Raw genomic sequence first — 20,375 nt, 5'->3', positions numbered from 1 at the left:
GCGGCGCCCGAGGCCATGGGACAGGATTGCGGCCAGGCGGCTTTGCCGTCTGGCCGCCGTGGTTTCGACGGCCGATGCGTCCAATCCTTCTGGTCCCGAAAAAAAGGCGCTGTGATGATCCGGCCTTCTCCCTCGATGCTTTTCCTGACAGCTTGCGCGCTCCTCTGTGTTCCCGCGATGGCCGGCGCGCAGGCGGCCGCCGATCTGCTGGCGTGGCCGCAATCGCCCGTTGCCGCCAAACAGGCGCCCAATATCCTGGTGATCCTGACCGACGATGTGGGGTTCGCGGCGTCGTCGACCTTTGGCGGGCCGATCCCGACCCCGACCCTCGACCGCCTCGCGGCGCGCGGTTTGCGCTTCAATCGCTTTCACACCTCGGCGATCTGTTCGGCGAGCCGCGCCGCCTTGCTGACCGGTCGCAACCCATCGCGGGTCGGCATGAGCGGCGTCACCAACAGCGCCAGCTCGCACCCCGCCTATACCAGCATCCTGCCGCACAGCGCCGCGACGATCGCGCGTCTGCTCCGCGACAATGGCTATAGCACCGCGATGATCGGCAAGGCCCATATCACGCCGAAATGGGAAACGGGTCCCAACGGGCCGTTCGACCGCTGGCCGACGGGCCTTGGGTTCGAATATTTCTATGGTTTCCTCGACGGCGACACCGACCAGTTCGCGCCGCAACTTTACCGCGGCACCGAAGCGATCGAGCCGCCCGCCGACGACCCCGGCTATGTTCTCGACAAGGATCTGGCCGACCGGGGCGTGCACTGGCTGCGCGAACAGAATGCGGTGCAGCCCGGCAAGCCCTTCTTCCTTTATTATGCCCCGGGCACCGCCCATTCGCCGCATCAGGCGCCGAGCGACTGGATCGACCGCTTTCGCGGCCAGTTCGACATGGGCTGGGACGCGTTGCGCGCGCAGATTCTGGAGCGGCAAATCGCCATGGGCACCGTCCCGGCGGGTACCCGCCTGACCCCGCGCCCCAGGGAGATCGCGGCGTGGGATACGCTGACCCCGGAAAAGCGGCGCCTCTATGCGCGAATGATGGAGGCCTATGCCGGGGCGCTTGGCTATGCCGACAACCAGATCGGCCGCATCCTCGACGAGATCGAACGCAGCGGGGAACTCGACAACACGCTGGTCATCTTCGTTCAGGGTGACAATGGATCGAGCGCCGAGGGCGGCGAGAACGGCCTGTTCAACGAACTGGCCGGGCTGAACGAGCAGGGTGCGGAGGACTTTCCGGTCGCGCTGGCGAATATCGACCGGCTCGGCGGTCCGATGACCTATGGCCATTTCCCGGTCGGTTGGGCGCATGCGATGTCGACGCCCTTTCCCTATTTCAAACGCGTCGCCTCGCATCTCGGAGCGACGCGCAACGCGATGGTTCTGTCCTGGCCGCGCGGCGCACCCGACGCGCATGGCGAGGTGCGGACGCAATTCCACCATCTCGTCGATATCGTCCCGACAATTCTCGAGGCCGCCCAAATCAAGGCGCCGGCAAGGGTCGACGGCGTGAACCAGCTGGCGTTCGATGGCGTCAGCATGCTTTACGCCGCGCGCGATGCGGGGGCGCCGTCGGCGCGCAAGATCCAGTTTTTCGAACTGTCCAGCGACGCCGCCATTTATGCCGACGGCTGGCTTGCCAACACCACGCCGGTTGCGATGCCGTGGCAGTTCACGGGCATCAAGACGGCGCCCTTTGGCGAGCGAACGTGGGAATTATACGACCTCGCTTCCGATTTCAGCCAGTCGAAGAACCTCGCCGGGCAAAACCCCGCAAAGCTGGCGGCGATGCAAAGGCTGTTCTTCCGCGAGGCGAAGCGGAACAATGCGCTGCCCATTGCGCGGTCGCCGCGCGGCCTGCCCGCACCCGACCTCAACAAGGGCCGGACCAGCTTTTCCTACCCGGCCGGCGTGAAACGTATTCCGAACGCGATCGCGCCCGACATTCGCAACCGGTCCTTTTCGTTGGTCGCGACGGTCGATGTCGCGGCGGGTGGGGGCGATGGCATGCTGGTAACGCAGGGCGGGCGGTTCGGGGGTTACGCCCTGTTCGTCCGCGATGGCGTGCCGCGCTTTGTCTATAACAAGCTGGGGATCGAGCGAACGGCGCTGGACTGGGACCGTCCGCTTGCCGCCGGTCGGCACCAGATCCGGCTCGATTTCGACTATGATGGCGGCGGCATCGGCAAGGGCGGCGTCGCGCGCCTGTCGGTCGATGGTGCCCCGTCGCGGTCGGTCCGCATCGCGTCGACGATGCGCCTCCTGCTGCCCTTGTCGGAAACCTTCGATGTCGGGGTCGATACCGGCACGCCGGTTACCGAGGATTACCGCGTCCCGTTCCGTTTCGACGCGGGGCTTCGGGATGTGACCGTCCTGCTCCGCTGACGGCGGAACGGTTCAGCCTTTGGCGGTGTCCGCGTCGCGCGCTTTCTTGATCGCGCGCAGCATCTCGATGAAGGCGTCGGTCTCGCGCCGGAGATAGGCGTTGGTGTCGGGTTCGAGCGCGTTTTTCTGGAACAATTCGCGCGTCAGCCGCATCTGAAGGCGCGGCGCGGCGGCGAGCGTTTCGCCGACCTTGATGGCTTCGTCCAGAAGCTGTTCGTCGGGAACGACGCGCGTGATCAGGCCGATATCCTTCGCCTCCTGCGCGGTCAGTTTTTGCGAGGTCAGGCAGATGTCGAGCGCGCGGCCATAACCGACCAGCCGCGGCAACAGCGCCGTACAGCCGAGTTCGGGCATGTAGCCGAGCGAGAGGAAAGGAAAGCTCCAGGTCGAACTTTCGCCGCCGATGCGGATGTCCATCGGCAGCAACTGGGTGACGCCCAGCCCGATCGCCGCGCCATGCACCGCGCCGATCATCGGCTTCGAGCGCGCGAGCAGGTGGATCCAGCCGGTGTCCTGCATCATGCAGATCTGCGCGATGTTGAGCTTCTTGCCGGTGTCGGGATCGACCTCGGGCCCCGCCTTGAAATCGGTCCCCGCGCAGAAGATCGGCCCTTCGTGGGTCAGGACGATCGCACCGATCGCATCGTCGGCGTTGGCGGTCTCTATCGCGCGCTCGGTTTCGCGATAGAGCGGCGGGCTCCACGCGTTGCGCCGCTCCTGCTTGTCATAGGTGATGACCGCGACGGCCCCACGCTTTTCGTACCGGATATGGTCGTATGTCATCCTGCGGTCCATGTCTGGACCGCGGCGCGCGCCGGCGCCGCGGTCAACGCCGGGATTATTGCTTCAGCCGCTCGACTTCATAAGCGTACATCTCGTCGATATTCTCCTTCGCCGGTTTCGGCAGCTCGACCGGCGCGTCGCGGGTCGGCAGGAGGACGACGGCGCTGCCCGGCGAGACGACGGTGCCGTGCTGGTTCTCGACCCAGATGTCGAGATGCACCTCGTTGCGGCCTGCGTCCTGCACCTTCTTGCGGACCTTGCCTTTGATCCAATAGGTGTCGCCGGTGTAGACGAACTTTCGGTGCTGGCACGACAGCTTCCACAGCCAGCCGTCGTCGCCCATCCAGTTGGTGACGGTGTTGGTCAGGAAGGTCTCGCGCAGCCCGCCATAATCATAGGGAATGGGGATGCCGAGTTCATTGGCCCATGCCTTTTCCCAGTGCAGGCGCTGGACCGTGTCGGGGACATTGAGTTCGTTCGGGGTGTAAAGCCCCGGCACCTTGGCGCGGATTTTCCAGCTCTGGCGAAACGCGCCCGGCGGGGTCAACTGCATGCCCCAGCCGACGTGCCAGACGACAAGGTCGCTGGTGCGCAGCGGACCGCGGACGATCGTCTGCATGTCCTCGCCCTCGATCACATCTTCCCAATAGCGCGTCTCGGCGCCGCGCAGTTTTTCGGCGGCGTAGCAGGCGTCGATCTCGGCGAGCTGCGCGTCGGTGTAGGGGGTCGGAAGGTCATATTCCTTCTTCTTTTCCTTCGATGCGTGGCGCTCGGCGCGGATCCAGGTGCCGCGCTGGATCGCGTGCAATTCATCGTCCTGGTTGCGATAGATATAGCCGTTCACTTCGGACACGGTGCGGCCGGCAAAGCCGCTCTTGTCGTTCACCTGGACGCCGATCAGCGCGAAACGCTGCTTGAGCTGGTCGCCCAGCCGCAGCGGACGCCACCATTCGAATTCCATCTGCGCCTGATACGAGCCGAGGCCGGCGAGCGGATCGCCCTTCATCATCGCCTTCACCTCGGGGGTGATCGGCGGCGCGTCCGAGACGCCCATCGTGTAGAGGAAGTTCGGCGGCGCGATCAGGCCGCCCCAGCGGGTCTTGTCGCCATAATTCTTGTCGCACCACAGCGGATTGTCGTCGCCATAACCCACCGCGAAGTGACGGGTGCCGTCCCATGTCACTTCATAATTGTGCGGCGGGGTCGGCTTGTTGACCTGGATGCCGACCCGCTGACGCAGCTTGTCGATGCCTTCGTCGGTCAGGATGCCATAGTTATCCGGCACGTCCTTTTTCTGGGTTTCAGCCATTTGCCTCTCGCTCCGCCTCTATTGTCTGTCCCCAAATCCATGCAGATGTCGGCAAGTCGAATCAAGTAAATTCGTTATATGATTATAATGATCCGTCGCCGACCAGTCTGGTCATCAGCGCGGCGAGTTCGGCTTTCTTGATCTTGCCCGATCCGGTCGCCGGCAGCGTCGCTTCGTCGAGCGCGACGATATGCTTCGGGACCTTGAACGAGGAGAGCTTGCCCCTGAGGTCGGCGATGACCGCGGCTTCGTCGAGGACGCGGTCCGGCGCCATCAGCACCGCCGCGACGAGCAAGGTGTCACCGGCGCCGGGGACGCCGACGACGCCCGCCTTTTCGATTCCCATCAGGCCGGCGAGCGCGAGTTCGACCTCCATCGGCGCGACATTGGCGCCATGGACCTTGATCATCTCGCCCAGCCGCGCCTCGAATTTCAGATAGCCATCGGCGTCGAGCAGGCAGAGGTCGCCGGTCGCATAATAGCCCTCGGGATCGAAGGTCTCATGCCGTTCGCGTCCGTTCAATCCGAGCATCAGGCAATAGCCGCGCACCAGCAGTTCGCCGACCTCGCCCGGCGGCAACGGGATACGCGTTTCGGGATCGACGATCTTCAATTCGACCCCGGGAACGGCGCGGCCCTGCCAGAACGGCCGGTCTTCGGGCAGCAGTTCGTCGTGGCGCGCCGACGTATGCCCCCCCAGCGCCTCGGTCATGCCAAAGGTGCGGGCGAAGCGACCGTTGGGATGGGAAACCGGCGCGCCGAACCGTTCGGACAGATGATCGCTGACAAAGCGTCCGCCGCGCGCCAGTCCGGCGCTGTCCATATTGAGCCGCACCACGTCATAGCCCGCAGCCTTTAATTCGGCGGAGTCGCGCAACACGTCGAACCAGCCCGAATCGCCGGCGAGCGCGTTGGCGCGTTCGGTTTCGATCAGCTTCACTATATTCGCCGGCGACCCGTCGCTGGTGGTGATCAGGCAGGCGCCATTGTTGAGGCTGTAGAACAGGGTCGCGACAAAGCCGGCGACCCAGAACATCGCGCGCGTCGTGACCACCCGGTCGCCATGGCCGAACGGGGTGAAGTCCATGCCCATCTGCCAGCTGTGGCGGATGAGCGGGCCGTGCCCATGGACGACGCCCTTTGGGGTCGCGGTGCTGCCCGAGGTGTGGATGATGCACGCCGGGTCGGCGGGGGTCACTAGCGTTTCGACCTGTTCCAGCATCGCGTCGCCGATCGCGTCGCTGCCGTCGAGCAGGGCATCGAACGGGCGCGACCAGGGCCGCGATCCGCCGCCGATGACATGGATATGCCGCAGTCGCGGGGCCGCCTCGAGCTGGAGCGCGCCGGCGGCCTGATCGGTGAGATCGGGCAGCGCCTCTTCGAGCCGGGCGAGATAGTCGTGCCGCAGGAATGCATCGGCAATGATCAGATGGTCGAATTCGGCATGGGCGAGCACCCAACGCAATTCGGGCGCCTGATACAATGTGCTCAGCGGGCCGACGATCGCGCCGATCCGTCCGGCGGCGAGGACCGCGACGACGAACTCGGGGCAGGGCGGGGCCATGATGCCGATCCGGGCGCCCTTGCCGACCCCCATCGCCAGCAGGGATTTCGCGACCGCGGCCGATTGCCGGTCGAGATCGCCGAAGGTCACCCGTCGGCCATCGCGCACCAACGCATCGGCCTCGCCATAGCGCGCCGAAAAATTGCGGATCAGGCCGGGGATCGTGGGCTGGAAATCGGGCTGGGGGATCGTGGCGCTCATGGCAGGCGGAATTCCCGCTGACCGAAATCATCGCTGATGATCTGACCGATCCGGACCTTTGTTTCCACGCCGCTCTCCCCGGCAAGCCTCTTTTCCCATGTCGCGCATCCGCGCGCCATCGCTTGCATCATCGGTATAAACAGATAGATGATATACACAACAAAAGCCTATCAGGAGCAGGATATGAACAGCCCCGTCCCTCTTACCCCGAAGCCGGACCATGTCCCGGCCGAGCTGGTGGTGGATTATGATTATATCCGTCCCGACGGCCTGGAAGAGGTGGGGGTGTACAAGGCGGTGAAGCGCCTGCACGACGGTCCCGACATCATCTGGTCGCCGCGCCATGGCGGGCACTGGATGGTGACGCGCGCCGAGGACGTCAAATTCGTCCAGCTGAACTACGAGATTTTCAGCCATGAGGAATTCATGATTCCGCGCACGCTGATGCCGCTCAAGCCGCTGCCGCTCGCGGTCGATCCGCCCAATCACGCGCGCTATCGCGCGGTCATCAACCCCGGCTTCATGCCCGGCAAGGTTGCCAAGATGCGCGACGATGCCCGCGAGTTGACGATCGAACTTGTCGAAAAACTGCTGCCGCGAGGGCACTGCGAACTGCTCGGCGATTTTGCGCGGGTAATGCCGGTGACGATGTTCCTGCGCATCGTCGACCTGCCGCTCGACCGGCGCGAGGAATTTGTCGAATGGGGTATCGCGCTGATGTCCTCCTATGACCCCGCCGAAAGGCTCGCCGCGCAGATTCGCGTCCGCGACTATCTGAAGACCGTGCTCGACGAGCGCGCCGATGGCGACGGCGACGATTTGTTGACCCGCGTCGCGGCGTGGCGCCGCAACCCGCGTTTCCAGTCGGAAGAGGAGGTGCTGTCGATGGCAAGCCTGCTTTTCTTTGGCGGGCTCGACACGGTGGCGTCCGAAATATCCTATATCGCCCATTATCTCGCCCAGCATCCCGAGCAGCAGCGGCGCCTACGCGAAGAGCCCGAGATCATTCCCGCCGCCTGCGAGGAATTCCTGCGCCGTTTCGGCTTGTCGAACACCGGCCGCATCCTGACCCGCGATTTCGAATATAAGGGCGTGTTGTTCAAGAAGGACGAGATGATCATGGTCCCGAACAATTTGTCGGGGATCGACGATCGCGAATATGCTTGTCCGATGGCCGTCGATTTCGATCGCAACGCGCCCGCGCACAATACATTCGGCAATGGCCCGCACAAATGCGTCGGTCAGGGGCTGGCGCGCGCCGAGATCGAGATATTCCTCGAGGAGTTCGTCGGCCGCCTGCCCGAATTCCGGCTCGATCCGGACCGCAAGAATGTCGAACATTGCGGATCGGTGCCCGGCTTCGACGAGCTTTATCTTCGCTGGGACTGAGAGCCGCGCGTCAGCCGGCGGCGATCGCCTCGCCGCGATAGAGCGCCTCGACATCGACGACGCGCTGGCGCTGCACTTCGCGCTGGTTGACATAGCCCTTGTCGGCGATCTCGTCGCCGGCGGGCGGCGCGATCAGCAGGCGCAGCGCGGAGACGCGGCGCGACTGGCCGCCCGCCGCGGCATTGTGGCGCGCGAGCCGCGCCGCGACATGCGCCGTGATCGCCGGATGACCGGCCAGTGCTGCGGCGTCGAGATCGTCCCCGGCCAGTTTGCGCGCATCGGCGATCCGCATCCAGCCGAGCGCGCGCACCTCGCCGCGTCCCTCGCCCGCGATTACGACATCCTGCAACAGCGGATCGAGTGCGTCGAGCAACGCCATGCGGAGCGCCCCGACATGGACCCAGGTGCCCGACGACAGCTTGAAATTCTCGGTCACCCGGCCGTCGAAGACGAGGCCGAGTTCGGGGCGTTCGGGATCGACGAAGCGGGCGGCGTCGCCGGTGCGATAAAAGCCCTCTTCATCGAAGGCGGCGGCGGTGGCCTCGGGATCGCTCAGATAGCCGGGGGTGACGGTCAGTCCCTTGACCCGGATCTCGAGCCGCCCGCCGGCGGGCGCCAGCTTCACCACATTGCCGGCAAAGGGCAGCCCGATCGGACCGGTGGTTTCGAGCGGCCAGCCGACGATCGTCGTCCCCTGTGTCTCGGTCGTCCCATATTTGGTGATGATCGGAATCCGGCGCCCGGTGGCCGCGACCGCCAGCGCCTGCAGGCGGCGGAACACATCCTCCGACAGTCCCGCCGAACCATAGCTGAGGAAGCGCAGGTCGCGGAAAAAATGGGCGCGCAGCCCGTCGTCGGCCTCCATCGCGGTTACCAGTTCCGAAAAGAAGATCGGGGTCGAATTATATTCGGTCAGGCATATCTCGCGCAGGTTGCGGATCGATTCGGCGAACTGGCCGGGCAGGGGGCGTCCGTCGTCGATGTAAAAGCAGGCGGCCTCGTTGAAGATGTCGGCGGGCAGGGTGTTGCTGCCGCCGACATGGCTCCACGGCACCCACGACAGAAAGGCCTTGGCAGGGCTTTCTTCCTCTTCATGCGCATACATCGCCTGATGCTGCGCGACGATGCCGGTCAGGATACGCTGGGTCTGGATCACGCCTTTGGGCTTGCCGGTCGAACCCGAGGTGAAGATCGTCTTGGCGTGGGTGTCGGGGGCGATCGCGGCGAGCGACGCATCGACCGCGTCGGTCGGCACGGCCGATAGCAGCTCGCCCAGCGCCAGCGTCTCGCCATCGGGTGCGGCCTCGTCGGTGATGAGGATCAGGTCGCCCCGTTCGTTGAGTGCGCGCATCGCGGGCAGGAAGATGCGCCAGTCGTCGGCGTAGATCAGCCGCGGCCGGCATATCGCGAAGCAGTGCCGCAGCCGCGCGAAATCGCCGCCGGCGAGCGAATAATTGACCGACACCGGCGTATAAGGCGCGCGCGCCATCTGGGCGGCGAGGTTGACGACCAGATGCTCGGGACTGCCCCCAGACAGGACCATGACCGACGCGTCGGGACCGATCCCCCGATCGATCAGCGCCTGCGCCAGCCCGCGCACCTGCCGCAAAGCGTCGCCGAACGACAGCCGCCGCCATTCGCCGCGGCCGCCGTCGGGCAGCAATTCGCGGCGCGCGACCAAGGGGCGGTCCGGAAAGCGCTCGGCGCGATCGATGAACAGGTGCGGGATCGACGGCCAGAGTTCGGGCAGGCGATAGCCCGGCGTGATCAGCGTCGAGCCGTCGTCACGACCCTCGAAGCGGCAGCGATGCGGTTCGAAAGGCAAAGGGGCATAATCCACCGTCGGGCCATGCTTCAGCCGACAGGCCCGATCAAGCCGCTTCGAGCAGCTTCCTGAGTTCGGGCTGGCTGGGCTTCATCGATGGCGTCCGCGGGAAATCCTGCACTTCGAGCAGCTTGGTCGGCAGCTGATAGGCGGTCAGTCGTTCGCGCAGATACGCTCGCAGTTCGTCGGCGGCGACCGACTGTCCCGCCTTCACGCGATATCCTGCCGCGGGAACCTGCCCCAGCCGCGGATCGGACAGCGCGACGACACAGGCTTCGAGGACGGCGGGATGGGTCTCCATCGCCTTGACGACGTCGTCGGGGATGATCTTGAACCCGCCGCGGATGATCGCATTGTCGGCGCGGCCGAGGATCCACAGAAATTGCTCCTCGTCCATGCGCGCGAGGTCGGTCGTCCGGACCCAGTTCCGGCCGTCGCCAAGATGTTTGGCGCGCAGTTCGAGCAGTCCCTTTTCTCCATAGGCGAGCGGCTCGCCGCTTTCGGGATCGACGATGCGGCCGTCGACACCGGGGTTCATCTTGCCGACGCTGCCGCGCCGCTGGGCGCCCGATTTCAGGAAATCGGGGAGCGTCCACCCCGCGACTCCACCCGCGAATTCGGTCGCACCATAATTTTGCAGGACCGGGATGCCGAAATGCTCGTAGAACTGGTCGGCCAGCGCGGGATCGAGCGGCGCCGTCGAGGTGCGAAAGGCGACGAGGCTCGACAGCGCCTCTTTGGGCACCCCGGCATCGAGGATCATCCGCAGTGCGGACGGCGGCGCGCCCGCGACCTTGGGCCGGTGCCGCTGCACCGCGTCGACAAATTCATCGACCCGGAAGCGGTCGAGCATGCACGACTTGCGACCCGCGGACAGCGTGACGAACAGGCTGAATATGCCGCCGATGTGCGAGAAGGGGGTGTTGGAAATGCTCACCGCCCGCGACAAGGTCGGCGGCGCATCGATATCGCGCTTTTCGAACACCGCCGCGTCGAGCACCATCTTCGAGAAATTGGCGGCTTTCAGCGGCACCCGCTTGGGCGCGCCGGTGGTGCCGCTGGTCAGCATCTCGATCCCGATCCCCGCGGCATCGCTGTGGAAATCGGTCCCGGTGCTTGCCATGATCAGACGCGCGGGCTGATCCTTGTCGCCGGTAATCTCGATCCCCAATGCGCCGCTTTGCGCGACCGCGTCGCGCACCGGCGCGCGCTGCCAGTCCTCGGTCTGGGCGACGATGACGGGCGTCTTCAAGGTAATGATGTCGTTCGCGAGCTTTTCGTCGGGCAGCGCGGGGTTGAGCGTGACGACGCAGCGGTCGGACGTGATTGTGCCGATGATCACCGCCGCCATCGGCGGGGTGTTGCGCAATATGCCGCCGATGCGGGTTCCCGAACCGATATGATGCTGCTGCAACAGGGCCTCGACCGCATCGATTACCCCGCTGAGGTCCCCCCAGCTGTGCCACTGCCCCTGATATTCGAGCGCCGGGGCGGCAGGGTCGATCGCCATGACGTTGCGGACGATCGAATTGAGCGTGGACATGCTGCCGTAATCCTTGCGAGCGGTGGAAATTAATGTATATCTGATTTATATGTATATGCCCTCGCTTTGCAAGCCATTCCTCATGAAATCAGGAAGCCGCCGTCGAGCGCCAGCATCTGTCCGGTGACGAAACGCGCCGCCGGGGAGGCGAGATAGACGATGGCGCTGGCGACATCCTCGGCACGCCCCATTCCCAGCATCAACCGGCCGGGCTGGGTGGCCGGTCCGCCCAGCCGCTCCATATCGGCTGGCGGGTCGCCCACCGGCACGGCGCCGGGCAACACCGCGTTGACGCGAATACCGTCGTCGGCATGGTCGAGCGCCGCCGCGCGCACGAGGCCGTTGAGCCCCGCCTTCGACGCGCCATAGGCGCCATTGCCCTTCAGCACCGGATGGACCGATCCCATCGTCGACACCGCGACGATCGCGCCGCCGCCCTGTTGCTGCATGGCGGGAATCACCGCACGCATGGCCAGAAAGGCACCGCGCAGATTGGCGTCCTGCACCTGATCCCACTGGTCGAGCGACATCGTCGGCAGCGCATAGGTGCCGATGCGCGTGACCGCATAAACCATCACGTCGATCCGGCCATGGCGCGCGACAAAACCCGCAACCACGTCGGCGATCACCTGCTCGCCCGGCACGATATCGGCGATTTCGGCAGTGGCCCCCAGTTCGTTGAACAGCGCGGCGGTGGCCTCGCCGATCGGGGTGGCGCCGATGACCAGTATCTTGCGGTCGGTCACTCCAAAAATGCGTTCGAGCGTCATATCCCTCTCCCGATCCATTCGGCGGCGCGTTCGGCGATCATGATCGTCGGCGCATTGGTGTTCGCCGACACCGGTTCGGGCATCACCGACGCATCGACCACCCGCAGTCCCGCGATCCCCCGGACCCGCAAATGCGGATCAAGCACCGCCATCGGGTCGCCATCAGCGCCCATGCGGCAGGTGCCGACCGCATGATATCCGATGCCGCCCCATTGGCGCACATAGGCTTCCCACTGGTCGTCATCTGACGGCATGGGATCGGGTCGCAGCGTCCCGGTGATGATCGCGGCCAACGCCGGCTTGCCGCACAGGCTTTCGACGATCTTCAGCCCCGCGACCAGCTTGTCGACGTCGCTCTGCGCGCTTTGCAGCCGATGGTCGATCACCGGCTTGGTATCGGGATCGGCACTGCGCAGCCGGATTTCGCCGCGACTCTGCGGGCGCGCGACATGGAATCCGAACGAGAAGGACGGACGCTTCTCCACCACCGCATCGCCCTTGTCGTTGAACGAGACCGCGACGGGCAGCATCGACAGGATGATGTCGGGGTCGGCGAGGTCGGGATCGGTGCGGAATGCCGCCATGACCTGCACCGCCGGGGTCGTCAGCAGCCCGCGATGGAAGAACATGTAATTCAGCATGTGGCGTGCGAGCTTGAACGGGCCGAGCTCGGCGCTCATCGTCGGGATGTTGACGAGCTTCGCCAGGCTGACGCTGTTGTGCTCGCGCAAATTCCGCCCGACGCCGGGCAGGTCGCGCTGCACCGCAATACCGTGCGCGGCCAGCCCTGCCGCCGGGCCGACACCCGACCGCATCAATAGGGTGGGCGACAACAGGGTGCCGGCGCACAGCAGCACTTCGCCGCGCGCCCGGATGACGCGGCGCCCGCCGGCCACGCGGACCTCCACCCCGGTCGCCCGGCCGCCCTCGATGACGATCCGGTCGACATGCGCCTGGGTGACGACGGTCAGGTTCGCGCGGCCGCGCACCGGATCGAGATAGGCCCGCGCCGCCGAACAGCGCTGGCCGTCCTTTTGGGTCGCGAAGATGCGATAGACGCCGCTCTGGCTGCCGTTGCAATAATCCTCGTTCAGCGGAATCCCGGCCTGGGTGAAGGCGTCGATGACATATTGGCCGACCGGTTGCGGATCCTGGATCGGCGAGACGCTGAGCGGGCCGTGCCGGCCATGCGATTGCATCGGCGGCCCGTGGAATTCCTCGGCCTTCAGGAAATAGGGGAAGACATCGTCATAGCCCCAGCCGGTGCATCCGGCGGCGGCCCAATGGTCATAGTCCGACCGTTCGCCGCGCATATAGACTTGGCCGTTGATCGCCGAACTGCCGCCGAGCGCCTTGCCCGCCGCCCATTGCATCGTCCGGCCGCCTATCGACGGATCGGGTTCGGTTGGCAGGCACCAGTCGAACTTTTTGTGCCCCATCAGTTTCGCGGTGCCGGCGGGCATCCGGACGAGGAAATCGCGGCCTTCGCCGCCGGCCTCGAGCAGGATCACCCGATGCCCGGGATTTTCGCTCAGCCGCGCGGCCAGGACGCAGCCCGCGCTGCCCCCGCCCACAATGACAAAGTCCGCCTCGTCGTCCACGCCTCATCCCCTCAGCGCAGGTGCATCAGCACCTGCTTGATCTGCATGAATTCCTCGAGCCCCGCACGGCCGCCCTCGCGTCCGAAGCCGCTTTGCTTGACGCCGCCGAAGGGCTGGTTGGGGGCCATCGGCAACATGCCGTTGACCGCGACGCATCCGGCCTCGAGCGCGGCGGCGACCTTGTGCGCGCGCGACAGGTCGCGGGTGTGGAGATAGGCGCCGAGGCCGAAGCGCGAATCATTGGCCATCGCCACCGCGTCGGCGTCATCGCCGAACCGTACGATTGACAGCACCGGGCCGAAGACTTCCTCGCGGGCGAGGTGGCTGTCGTGCGCGACGCCGGCGAACACCGTCGGCTCGACGAAGCTGCCGGCGGCGAGGTCGCCTTGCCCGCGGCGACCCCCGGTGACCAGCCGGCCACCGCTTTCGGCCTTGGCGCGGTCGATCACCCCGATGATCCGCTGCGCGGCGGCCTCGTTGATGACGGGTCCGATGATGGTGGCAGGGTCGAGCGGATCGCCAAGCGTGTAGCTTTCGGCATGCGCGCGCACCCGGTCGACGAACTCGTCGAAGATCGCGCCATGCGCATAGACGCGCGTCGGCAGGACGCAGCCTTGCCCCGCCAGCGGGACCAGGCTGCAACCGGCGGCCATCGCCGCCGCGACATCGAGATCGGCATCGGCGAAGATCAGGTTCGCCGACTTGCCGCCGAGTTCCAGCGCGACGGGTTTCAGATGTTCGGCGGCGGTCCGCATCACCGCCTTGGCGACGATGTCGCCGCCGGTGAAGCTGATCTTGCCTACCGCCGGATGCGCGATCAGTGCCTCGCCCGCTTCGGCATCGCCAGGAACGATGTTCAGCACCCCTGCCGGAATCCCCGCCTCGAGCGCCAGTTCGCCAAAACGCAGCGCGACGAACGGGGTCTGCGTCGGCGGCTTGAGGACGACGGCATTGCCCGCCGCCATCGCCAGGATCGCGGTCATCGCGATCGCCACCAGCGGCGAATTCCACGGGATGATGACGCCGATCACCCCGATCGGCTCGTGCCGCGAATAAGCTAGTCCGGCGATGCCGAAGGGTTCGCTGTAGCTGCCCTCGATCTTGTCGGCCCAGCCGGCATAATAGCGGATCCACGACAGCGCGAGGCCGCTCGAATTGCTCGACAGCGGCGTGCCGCATTCGAGCGCCGCCATCCGCAGGAGCTTGGCCGCGTCGGCTTCGATCAGGTCGGCGAGGCGCAGCAGGCTATCGCGCCGCTTTTCGGGGCCGAGCGCCTGCCACGCCCGTTGGCCGAGAACCGCGGCGCGCGCCGCGGCATCGATCTCGCTGGCGCCGCCGATCAACACGCGTGCCTGAACCTGTCCGGTGGCGGGATTGACATGATCGCGGGCGCCGAGACCGGTCGTCGCCGGGCGCGTATCGCCGATCAGGGGACGGCTGTCGGAGAGCAGGTCGGTCATGCCATCAACCCTTGGTGAAGCCGGCGTCGACGAGCAGTTCGGCGCCGGTGATATAGCTCGCCGCGTCGCTGGCGAGGAACAGGATCGCGCGCGCCATTTCGATGGGATCGGCGATGCGCCCCATCGGGTTGCGCCCCGGGATCGTCGCCGGCCCCGCGATGACCGCGCCGCCCGCCGCCTGCGCCGCGCGCATCTTGTCGGGTCCGGGGGTCGCCATGCCGCCGGGCAGCACCGAATTGACGCGTATCCCGTCCTTGCCGAACTCGACCGCCGCCAGCCGGGTGATCGCGTCGACCCCGGCCTTCGCCGAGTCATAATGCATGTTGGGAAAGATCGTCGGATGCTGCGCGCTCATCGACGAGACATTGACCACCGATCCACCGCCGCGCCGTCGCATCTGCTTGACCGCCTCGCGCAGGCACAGGAAACTGCCGCGCGTACACACGGCGTGCATGATGTCCCATTCGGCGACCGACATGTCCATCGTGTTCGCCTTGCCGCGATAGGCGGCGTTGTTGACCAGCACATCGACGCCGCCGAACCGCTCGGCCGCGGTGGCAAAACCCGCCTGCACCGCGGCCTCGTCGGACACGTCCATGCCGATGCCGAGCGTCGGCCCCTTGGCCGCGAGTTCGGCGGCAACCGCGGCGGCGCCCTCGGCATTCAGGTCGGCGATCACGACGCTGGCGCCGACGTCGAGGAAAAGCCCGGCGGTCGCCTTGCCGAGCCCCGACGCGGCGCCGGTTATCAGCGCGACCTTTCCGGTCAGGGTGAAGGGCGCGAGGGCGGCGGACTCAAGGATAGTGTCGGTCATAGGGGGCTCCTCAAAACATCGGTCCGTCGAGCGCGGGAACGCAATAGGCGGCTTCGCGGCCGATCTGCGCCGCCAGTTGCGCGCGCAGGCTGGTGCGGACGGCGGGGGCGAGCGGCTCGGCGAGCGCCCGTTCGAACAGGCGTTTCCACGCGTCGTTGCGCGCGGTGAGATCGGCCATCGCGATATGACCGGGTTCGGCGTCGGCGGCGAGGGTGCGAACCTCGGCGGCGAGCGCCGGCGGAAATTCTCCCGCTTCGGCCAGCGTGGCCAGCAGGCGGCGCTTCTCGCGGCAATCCTCGACCAGCGCGGCGCCCTCCTGATCGAGGCGCAGGATGACATGGTTGATCAGCATGCGCGCGCACATCATCGCGCTTTTCGCATGCGGACTGCTGATTTCGGGTGCGACCAGCTCTTCGAGATTCTCGACGCAACCGCGAAGAATGTCCTGTGCTGAAGGATTCATCGCCTCAACCCTTCCCGAACTGTGCGGCGGCGGACAGGTTGGCCTGGATCATCACCGGATAGAGGCAACCGAGCGTAAGAAGTTGGACGCGGCGGTCGCGGCCGTCATTGTAGTTGCGCAAGGCCGAGTGCAACGCGCACGCGCCCTTGTAGCCCCAGAAGCGCCGGTACCAGCCGACCGCCTCCTGCGTCACCGGGTGCGGCGCGACGCTGTTGTAATAGGCGAGCGCGGCATCCTCGTCCCAAAATTTGGCGGTCGTCCCCATCGCGACGGCCAGGTCGAGCGCCGGATCGCCCAGGCTCGCGCCCTCCCAGTCGCACATGCCGACGATCCTGCCGTCCTGCCAAATCTCTTCGCCGATGCCGTTGTTCTCCTTGCGCAGGACGATACGCGCCGGGGCGGGGGGCGGGTTGTCGAGCAGCCAGCGACCGATTTCGCGCAGGCCCGGAAGCGGCTCCTGCGCGTGGCGGTCGAGCATCTCGAGATGCCGGACGACATCGTCCTTACCGCAATTCTCGGGGTCGGACGGAATGGGCAGCAGCTGGCCGAAGCCCATCGCGTCCCAGTCGAGTGCGTGGAGCGCGGCCAATTTGTCCATCTGTTCCTTGACGATGCCGATCTTCGCCGCTTCGGCTTCGTCGCCGGTCTCGCGAAGACAGGCTGGCTCGATCTCGCCATCGATCCATTCGCGGATCGTGAATTCGCGTCCCTCAAGCAGCCATTGGGGACGGTCCTCGTGCACCACCAGGCGCGGCACGGGCACCGCGGTGCCATGGAGCAGGCGATACACTTCGCTTTCGTCGCGGAGCGGACTGTCGGACATGCAGCCGCCGGGCGGATCGAGGCGGACGACGAATTTCTCGCGGCCCTTTTCGCCGTCGGCGTCCCAGGCGAGCGTGACCCACCAGGTTTCGCGCGACATGCCGGGATAGGAGCGCTTGACCGTTTCGAGGCGCGCCTTGGACCGATCCGGGAAAAGCTGTTGGAAATAGGCCGTCATCTGCGGCTCGTTGAGGGGTTGATAGAGGGGCATCGATTTATCCCTGCGGCCGGTAGCGCGGGTGGGGGCCGGTAAAGCCGACCATCGAATCGGCCATGCCGGCGCCGCCGTTGAGGGTGATCGCCAGCGGATATTCGTGCGGCAGGACGGCCGGAAAGGTCACACGACCGCTAAGGTCGCGCACGCTCGACGGATCGCTGACATCATAGGTTTCGCCTTCGACGATGCCGTCGCCGCGCCACGCGCCGAGTCCGCGCTGGTCCCAATAGCCGTTGTAATAGCCATAGCCCTGATAGACGAAACCGTCCGAGAGCGGCGTGCCGCGCAGTTCATACCGGTCGCCGCCGGCGGTGAAATCGAAATTCAGCGCCGTCGGTTTCAGCGTGCCGGGTACGAGGCCGATATCGACCGTCGCGCCGTCGATGGTCATCTCGCGCCATCCGTCGCCGTCGCGCCGCACCAGCTTGCCGCCCGAATAGACGGTGCGGCCGCTATCGTCCTCCTGGATCTGGACGCTGCCATGGGTTCCGTCGTCGCAGGCGAAGGCCATGCCCGAAATCACCGACGTCACGCGGCCGCCCGCGACCGGCGCGGGCGGGGTCGGCGGCGCCGGACCGCCGACCGAGGGGCGGACGCCGAAGGATCGGTCGCGAAAGCCGAACCAGTCGACGATCTCGATCCGCGTCCCCTGCGCCTCGGCCCAGCCGTTGACCCGTCCGAACTGATAATAGCGCCGATAGTCCTCGTGCAGCACCCCGTTGATATAGCGGCGATGATGCGGCTCGTCGAACGCCGGCAGCGTCGCTTCCCAATGCATGTCGAAAGACACGCCAAAATCATTCGGTTCGAGCAGCAGGCGAAAGCTCTTGAGCCCCTCCTTGACGATATAGTCGAGCGGCCCCGCGCCGATCCGGCCGACATTCGGGCGCCAGGCGCGCGACGTCCGCACATTATGCTGCTGCCCGTCGAGCAGGATCGTCCCGAAGCCGTCGAGCACATTCATATTCTTGTAGACGCCGAGGCCCGAGTTCACCTGCGCGCGATTCTCGGGATCATAGGCGACCCACCAATAGCGGTCGAAAAAACGATGGTCGCTGCTGCCGGCACAGTCGAAATGGTCGGCGATCTGGTGATAGGGGTAATCGTCGAACGCGCTCAGCATGCATCTCTCCCATCGGCAGCCCCTGTCATATGAGGCCGTCCGGCGATCGCGAGTCCGGTTGAATCATGCTCACAATCGTATAAAACCTATATACCTTTAATCGGGAATCGACACAGAACACAAGTAGGGAGCAGGATATGGGACAATTCGATGGCCGGGTGGCCGTGATCACGGGCGCCGGGCGCGGGATCGGGCGCGAAACCGCGCTGCTGATGGCGCGCGAGGGGGCAAAGATCGTCGTCAACGATCTGGGCGGCGGGCCGCAGGGCGGCGGCGGCGATGCCAGTTTCGCGCAGCAGGTCGTCGACGAGATCAAGGCCGCGGGGGGAGAGGCGGTCGCCGACACCTCAAGCGTCGCGTCGATGGCGGGCGGCCAGGCGGTCGTCGATTGCGCGATCGACCATTTCGGGCGGCTCGATTATCTGATCAACAACGCCGGCATCATCCGTCCGCGCCGGATCACCGAGATGAGCGAGGAGGATTTCGACATCGTCATCGCGGTCAACCTCAAGGGCTATTTCGCGACGATCCGCGCCGGGGCCGAGCATCTGAAGAAACAGGGCGGCGCGATCGTAAACTTCGCCTCCCCCTCGGGCTTTGGCCATTATGGCATGGCCAATTACAGCGCCGCGAAAGAGGGTGTCGTCGGCATGTCGCGCACCGTCGCGCGCGAATTGGCCGAATATGGGGTGCGCACCAACGTCATCCGCCCGATTTCGGGGCCGAGCAACATGAATATCCCCGAGGTGTACGAGACGCTCGGCTATGCGATGAACACGCTCAAGATTCCGCCGCTGTCGAACCACTGGATCGGCAACAGCGGCCCCGACGGCCGCCCGTGGAATGTCGCCGCGGTCGCGGCCTGGCTCTGTTCCGACCTGTCGGAAAACCTCAACGGACGCGAACTCTTCATCAACGGTGGCCATGTCGCGCTGGTGCAGGAACCCGAATATGTCCGCAGCCAGTTCGCGGTCGACGGCTGGACCTTCGAGGGCCTGTGTAACGAGGGAACCACGCGCGCGCTGACGTGGGACATCCGCAACCGATTTACCGGGAAATAAGAAGGAAAAGGTGGTCCGCGTCGCTCAGACCCGGATCACCACTTTTCCGAAATGGGTTCGCGATGCGAGATGAGCCAGCGCCGCGCGGGCCTGATCGAAATCGAAGACACGGTCGATCACCGGCGCGAAATTTTGCGCCGCGCAATCGACGAGGCGGACGAGATCGGCGCGCGATCCCACCGAAATGCCGCGGATGGTGCCCATCGTCCGCATCAGCGGCAGCGGGCTGATCGCGCTCATCGGATCGTCGAGTAACCCGACCAGTGCAATTTCGCCTTCGGGCGCCAGCGCGGCCATCGAACGGGGCAGGGTGCCCGCGCCGCCGACCTCGATTACCCGATCGACCCCGCGCCCGCCGGTGAGTTCCAGAACGCGCCGGTCCCAGTCGGGGCAGTCGCGATAGTTGATCACGTCGCTCGCGCCCATGGCGAGCAGGCGCGCGGCTTTGGCCTCGCTCGATGTCGTGGCGATCACCCGGCATCTCCTGGCGCGCGCGATCTGCAGCGCGAACAGCGAAACCCCGCCGCTGCCCATGACGAGGACGCTGTGACCGGGGCCGACCGCCGCGCCGCGATCGAGCGCGGCCCAGGCGGTGACGCCGGCGCACGGTAGCGTCGCGGCCTGTTCGAACGACATCGAAGCGGGGATCGGAACCACGGTGCGCGCCGCCACCGCGACCTGCTCGGCGAGGACGCCGTCGACCGCGCCGCCGAGGTCGGTCGCGATCGCCGCGGGATCGAAGGGACCGTCGATCCAGCCGGGGCGGAACGGAATGACGACGCGCATTCCCGGCGCGATGCCGGTCACCGCCGATCCGCAGGCGATGACCTCGCCCGCGCCGTCGGACAGGGGGATCAGCCCCGGTTTCGGGCCATAGGGTGAGGGACCGAACACCATCATCAGGTCGCGGGCGTTGAGCGACGCGGCGCGGATGCGGACGAGCACCTCGCCGGACCCGATTTCGGGAACCGGCGCGCCCTCGATCGCCAGATTGTCGAGCGACCCGTGATCGCGGAGGCGATAGACTTTCATCGCT

At 66.0% G+C, this 20,375-nt stretch carries 17 protein-coding genes; 3 read left to right on the top strand and 14 right to left on the bottom strand.

From position 1 onward, the window contains the following. Positions 1-177 precede the first annotated feature (177 nt). Positions 178-2,394, top strand: coding sequence for a sulfatase-like hydrolase/transferase (locus AC3WS4_RS05515; RefSeq protein ID WP_492742656.1), 2,217 nt, complete (start codon positions 178-180; stop codon positions 2,392-2,394). A gap of 12 nt (positions 2,395-2,406) precedes the next feature. Here AC3WS4_RS05515 and AC3WS4_RS05510 read toward each other — a convergent pair whose 3' ends face one another. From AC3WS4_RS05510 to AC3WS4_RS05495, 4 genes are all read right to left on the bottom strand, one after another. Next, positions 2,407-3,189: an enoyl-CoA hydratase/isomerase family protein gene (locus tag AC3WS4_RS05510; protein ID WP_492742655.1), complete on the bottom strand. Its 783-nt coding sequence runs from the start codon at positions 3,187-3,189 to the stop codon at positions 2,407-2,409. Positions 3,190-3,232: 43 nt separating this feature from the next. Beyond that, the gene (locus AC3WS4_RS05505) at positions 3,233-4,486 is read right to left on the bottom strand and encodes an FAS1-like dehydratase domain-containing protein (RefSeq protein ID WP_492735893.1); all 1,254 of its coding nucleotides are present in this window, start codon (positions 4,484-4,486) and stop codon (positions 3,233-3,235) included. Positions 4,487-4,568: 82 nt separating this feature from the next. Continuing rightward, positions 4,569-6,251 carry a class I adenylate-forming enzyme family protein gene (locus AC3WS4_RS05500; RefSeq protein WP_492735895.1) on the bottom strand — a complete coding sequence of 561 codons (1,683 nt, stop codon included), beginning with the start codon at positions 6,249-6,251 and terminating at the stop codon, positions 4,569-4,571. After that, positions 6,248-6,409 carry a hypothetical protein gene (locus tag AC3WS4_RS05495; RefSeq protein ID WP_492735897.1) on the bottom strand — a complete coding sequence of 54 codons (162 nt, stop codon included), beginning with the start codon at positions 6,407-6,409 and terminating at the stop codon, positions 6,248-6,250. Before AC3WS4_RS05495 ends, AC3WS4_RS05500 begins: the two co-directional genes overlap by 4 nt. A 25-nt stretch (positions 6,410-6,434) precedes the next feature. Between AC3WS4_RS05495 and AC3WS4_RS05490 the strand changes: the two genes are divergently transcribed. Further along, positions 6,435-7,640 carry a cytochrome P450 gene (locus tag AC3WS4_RS05490; RefSeq protein ID WP_492735899.1) on the top strand — a complete coding sequence of 402 codons (1,206 nt, stop codon included), beginning with the start codon at positions 6,435-6,437 and terminating at the stop codon, positions 7,638-7,640. 10 nt (positions 7,641-7,650) lie between these two features. Here AC3WS4_RS05490 and AC3WS4_RS05485 read toward each other — a convergent pair whose 3' ends face one another. The 9 genes from AC3WS4_RS05485 to AC3WS4_RS05445 form a co-directional block, all read right to left on the bottom strand. After that, positions 7,651-9,480 (bottom strand): AMP-binding protein, encoded by a 1,830-nt coding sequence (locus AC3WS4_RS05485; protein WP_492735901.1) that lies wholly within the window; start codon positions 9,478-9,480, stop codon positions 7,651-7,653. 31 nt (positions 9,481-9,511) lie between these two features. Then, positions 9,512-11,008, bottom strand: a complete 1,497-nt coding sequence (locus tag AC3WS4_RS05480) for a class I adenylate-forming enzyme family protein (RefSeq protein ID WP_492735903.1) — start codon at positions 11,006-11,008, stop codon at positions 9,512-9,514. An 80-nt stretch (positions 11,009-11,088) separates the two neighbouring features. Next, the gene (locus AC3WS4_RS05475) at positions 11,089-11,778 is read right to left on the bottom strand and encodes an SDR family NAD(P)-dependent oxidoreductase (RefSeq protein WP_492735905.1); all 690 of its coding nucleotides are present in this window, start codon (positions 11,776-11,778) and stop codon (positions 11,089-11,091) included. After that, complete coding sequence (locus AC3WS4_RS05470; RefSeq protein WP_492735907.1) at positions 11,775-13,379, bottom strand: GMC family oxidoreductase; 1,605 nt, start codon at positions 13,377-13,379, stop codon at positions 11,775-11,777. The genes AC3WS4_RS05475 and AC3WS4_RS05470 overlap by 4 nt, the downstream gene beginning before the upstream one ends. An 11-nt stretch (positions 13,380-13,390) precedes the next feature. Continuing rightward, a complete protein-coding gene (locus tag AC3WS4_RS05465) occupies positions 13,391-14,839 on the bottom strand; it encodes an aldehyde dehydrogenase family protein (protein ID WP_492735909.1) in 1,449 nt (482 codons plus the stop codon). Between the two features lie 4 nt (positions 14,840-14,843). After that, the gene (locus tag AC3WS4_RS05460) at positions 14,844-15,653 is read right to left on the bottom strand and encodes an SDR family NAD(P)-dependent oxidoreductase (protein ID WP_187139075.1); all 810 of its coding nucleotides are present in this window, start codon (positions 15,651-15,653) and stop codon (positions 14,844-14,846) included. A 10-nt stretch (positions 15,654-15,663) separates the two neighbouring features. Beyond that, entirely contained in the window at positions 15,664-16,116 is a 453-nt protein-coding gene (locus tag AC3WS4_RS05455; protein WP_056344141.1) for a hypothetical protein, read from the bottom strand. A gap of 4 nt (positions 16,117-16,120) precedes the next feature. Then, positions 16,121-17,149 carry a phosphotransferase family protein gene (locus tag AC3WS4_RS05450; protein ID WP_187669096.1) on the bottom strand — a complete coding sequence of 343 codons (1,029 nt, stop codon included), beginning with the start codon at positions 17,147-17,149 and terminating at the stop codon, positions 16,121-16,123. Positions 17,150-17,153: 4 nt separating this feature from the next. Next, a complete protein-coding gene (locus AC3WS4_RS05445) occupies positions 17,154-18,278 on the bottom strand; it encodes an Rv3169 family protein (RefSeq protein ID WP_492735912.1) in 1,125 nt (374 codons plus the stop codon). Between the two features lie 137 nt (positions 18,279-18,415). On the opposite strand from AC3WS4_RS05445, the gene AC3WS4_RS05440 reads away from it, so the two are divergent. After that, positions 18,416-19,339, top strand: a complete 924-nt coding sequence (locus AC3WS4_RS05440; RefSeq protein ID WP_492735914.1) for an SDR family NAD(P)-dependent oxidoreductase — start codon at positions 18,416-18,418, stop codon at positions 19,337-19,339. A 24-nt stretch (positions 19,340-19,363) separates the two neighbouring features. On the opposite strand, the gene AC3WS4_RS05435 is transcribed toward AC3WS4_RS05440, so the two are convergent. Further along, a complete protein-coding gene (locus tag AC3WS4_RS05435; RefSeq protein ID WP_492735916.1) occupies positions 19,364-20,371 on the bottom strand; it encodes a zinc-dependent alcohol dehydrogenase family protein in 1,008 nt (335 codons plus the stop codon). Between the last annotated feature and the right edge of the window lie 4 nt (positions 20,372-20,375).

The organism is Sphingopyxis sp. EU05-FHT14B03, assembly GCF_058790875.1.
The sequence above is the reverse complement of the archived record's forward strand: the minus strand, read 5'-3'. Positions and strand labels throughout refer to the sequence as shown.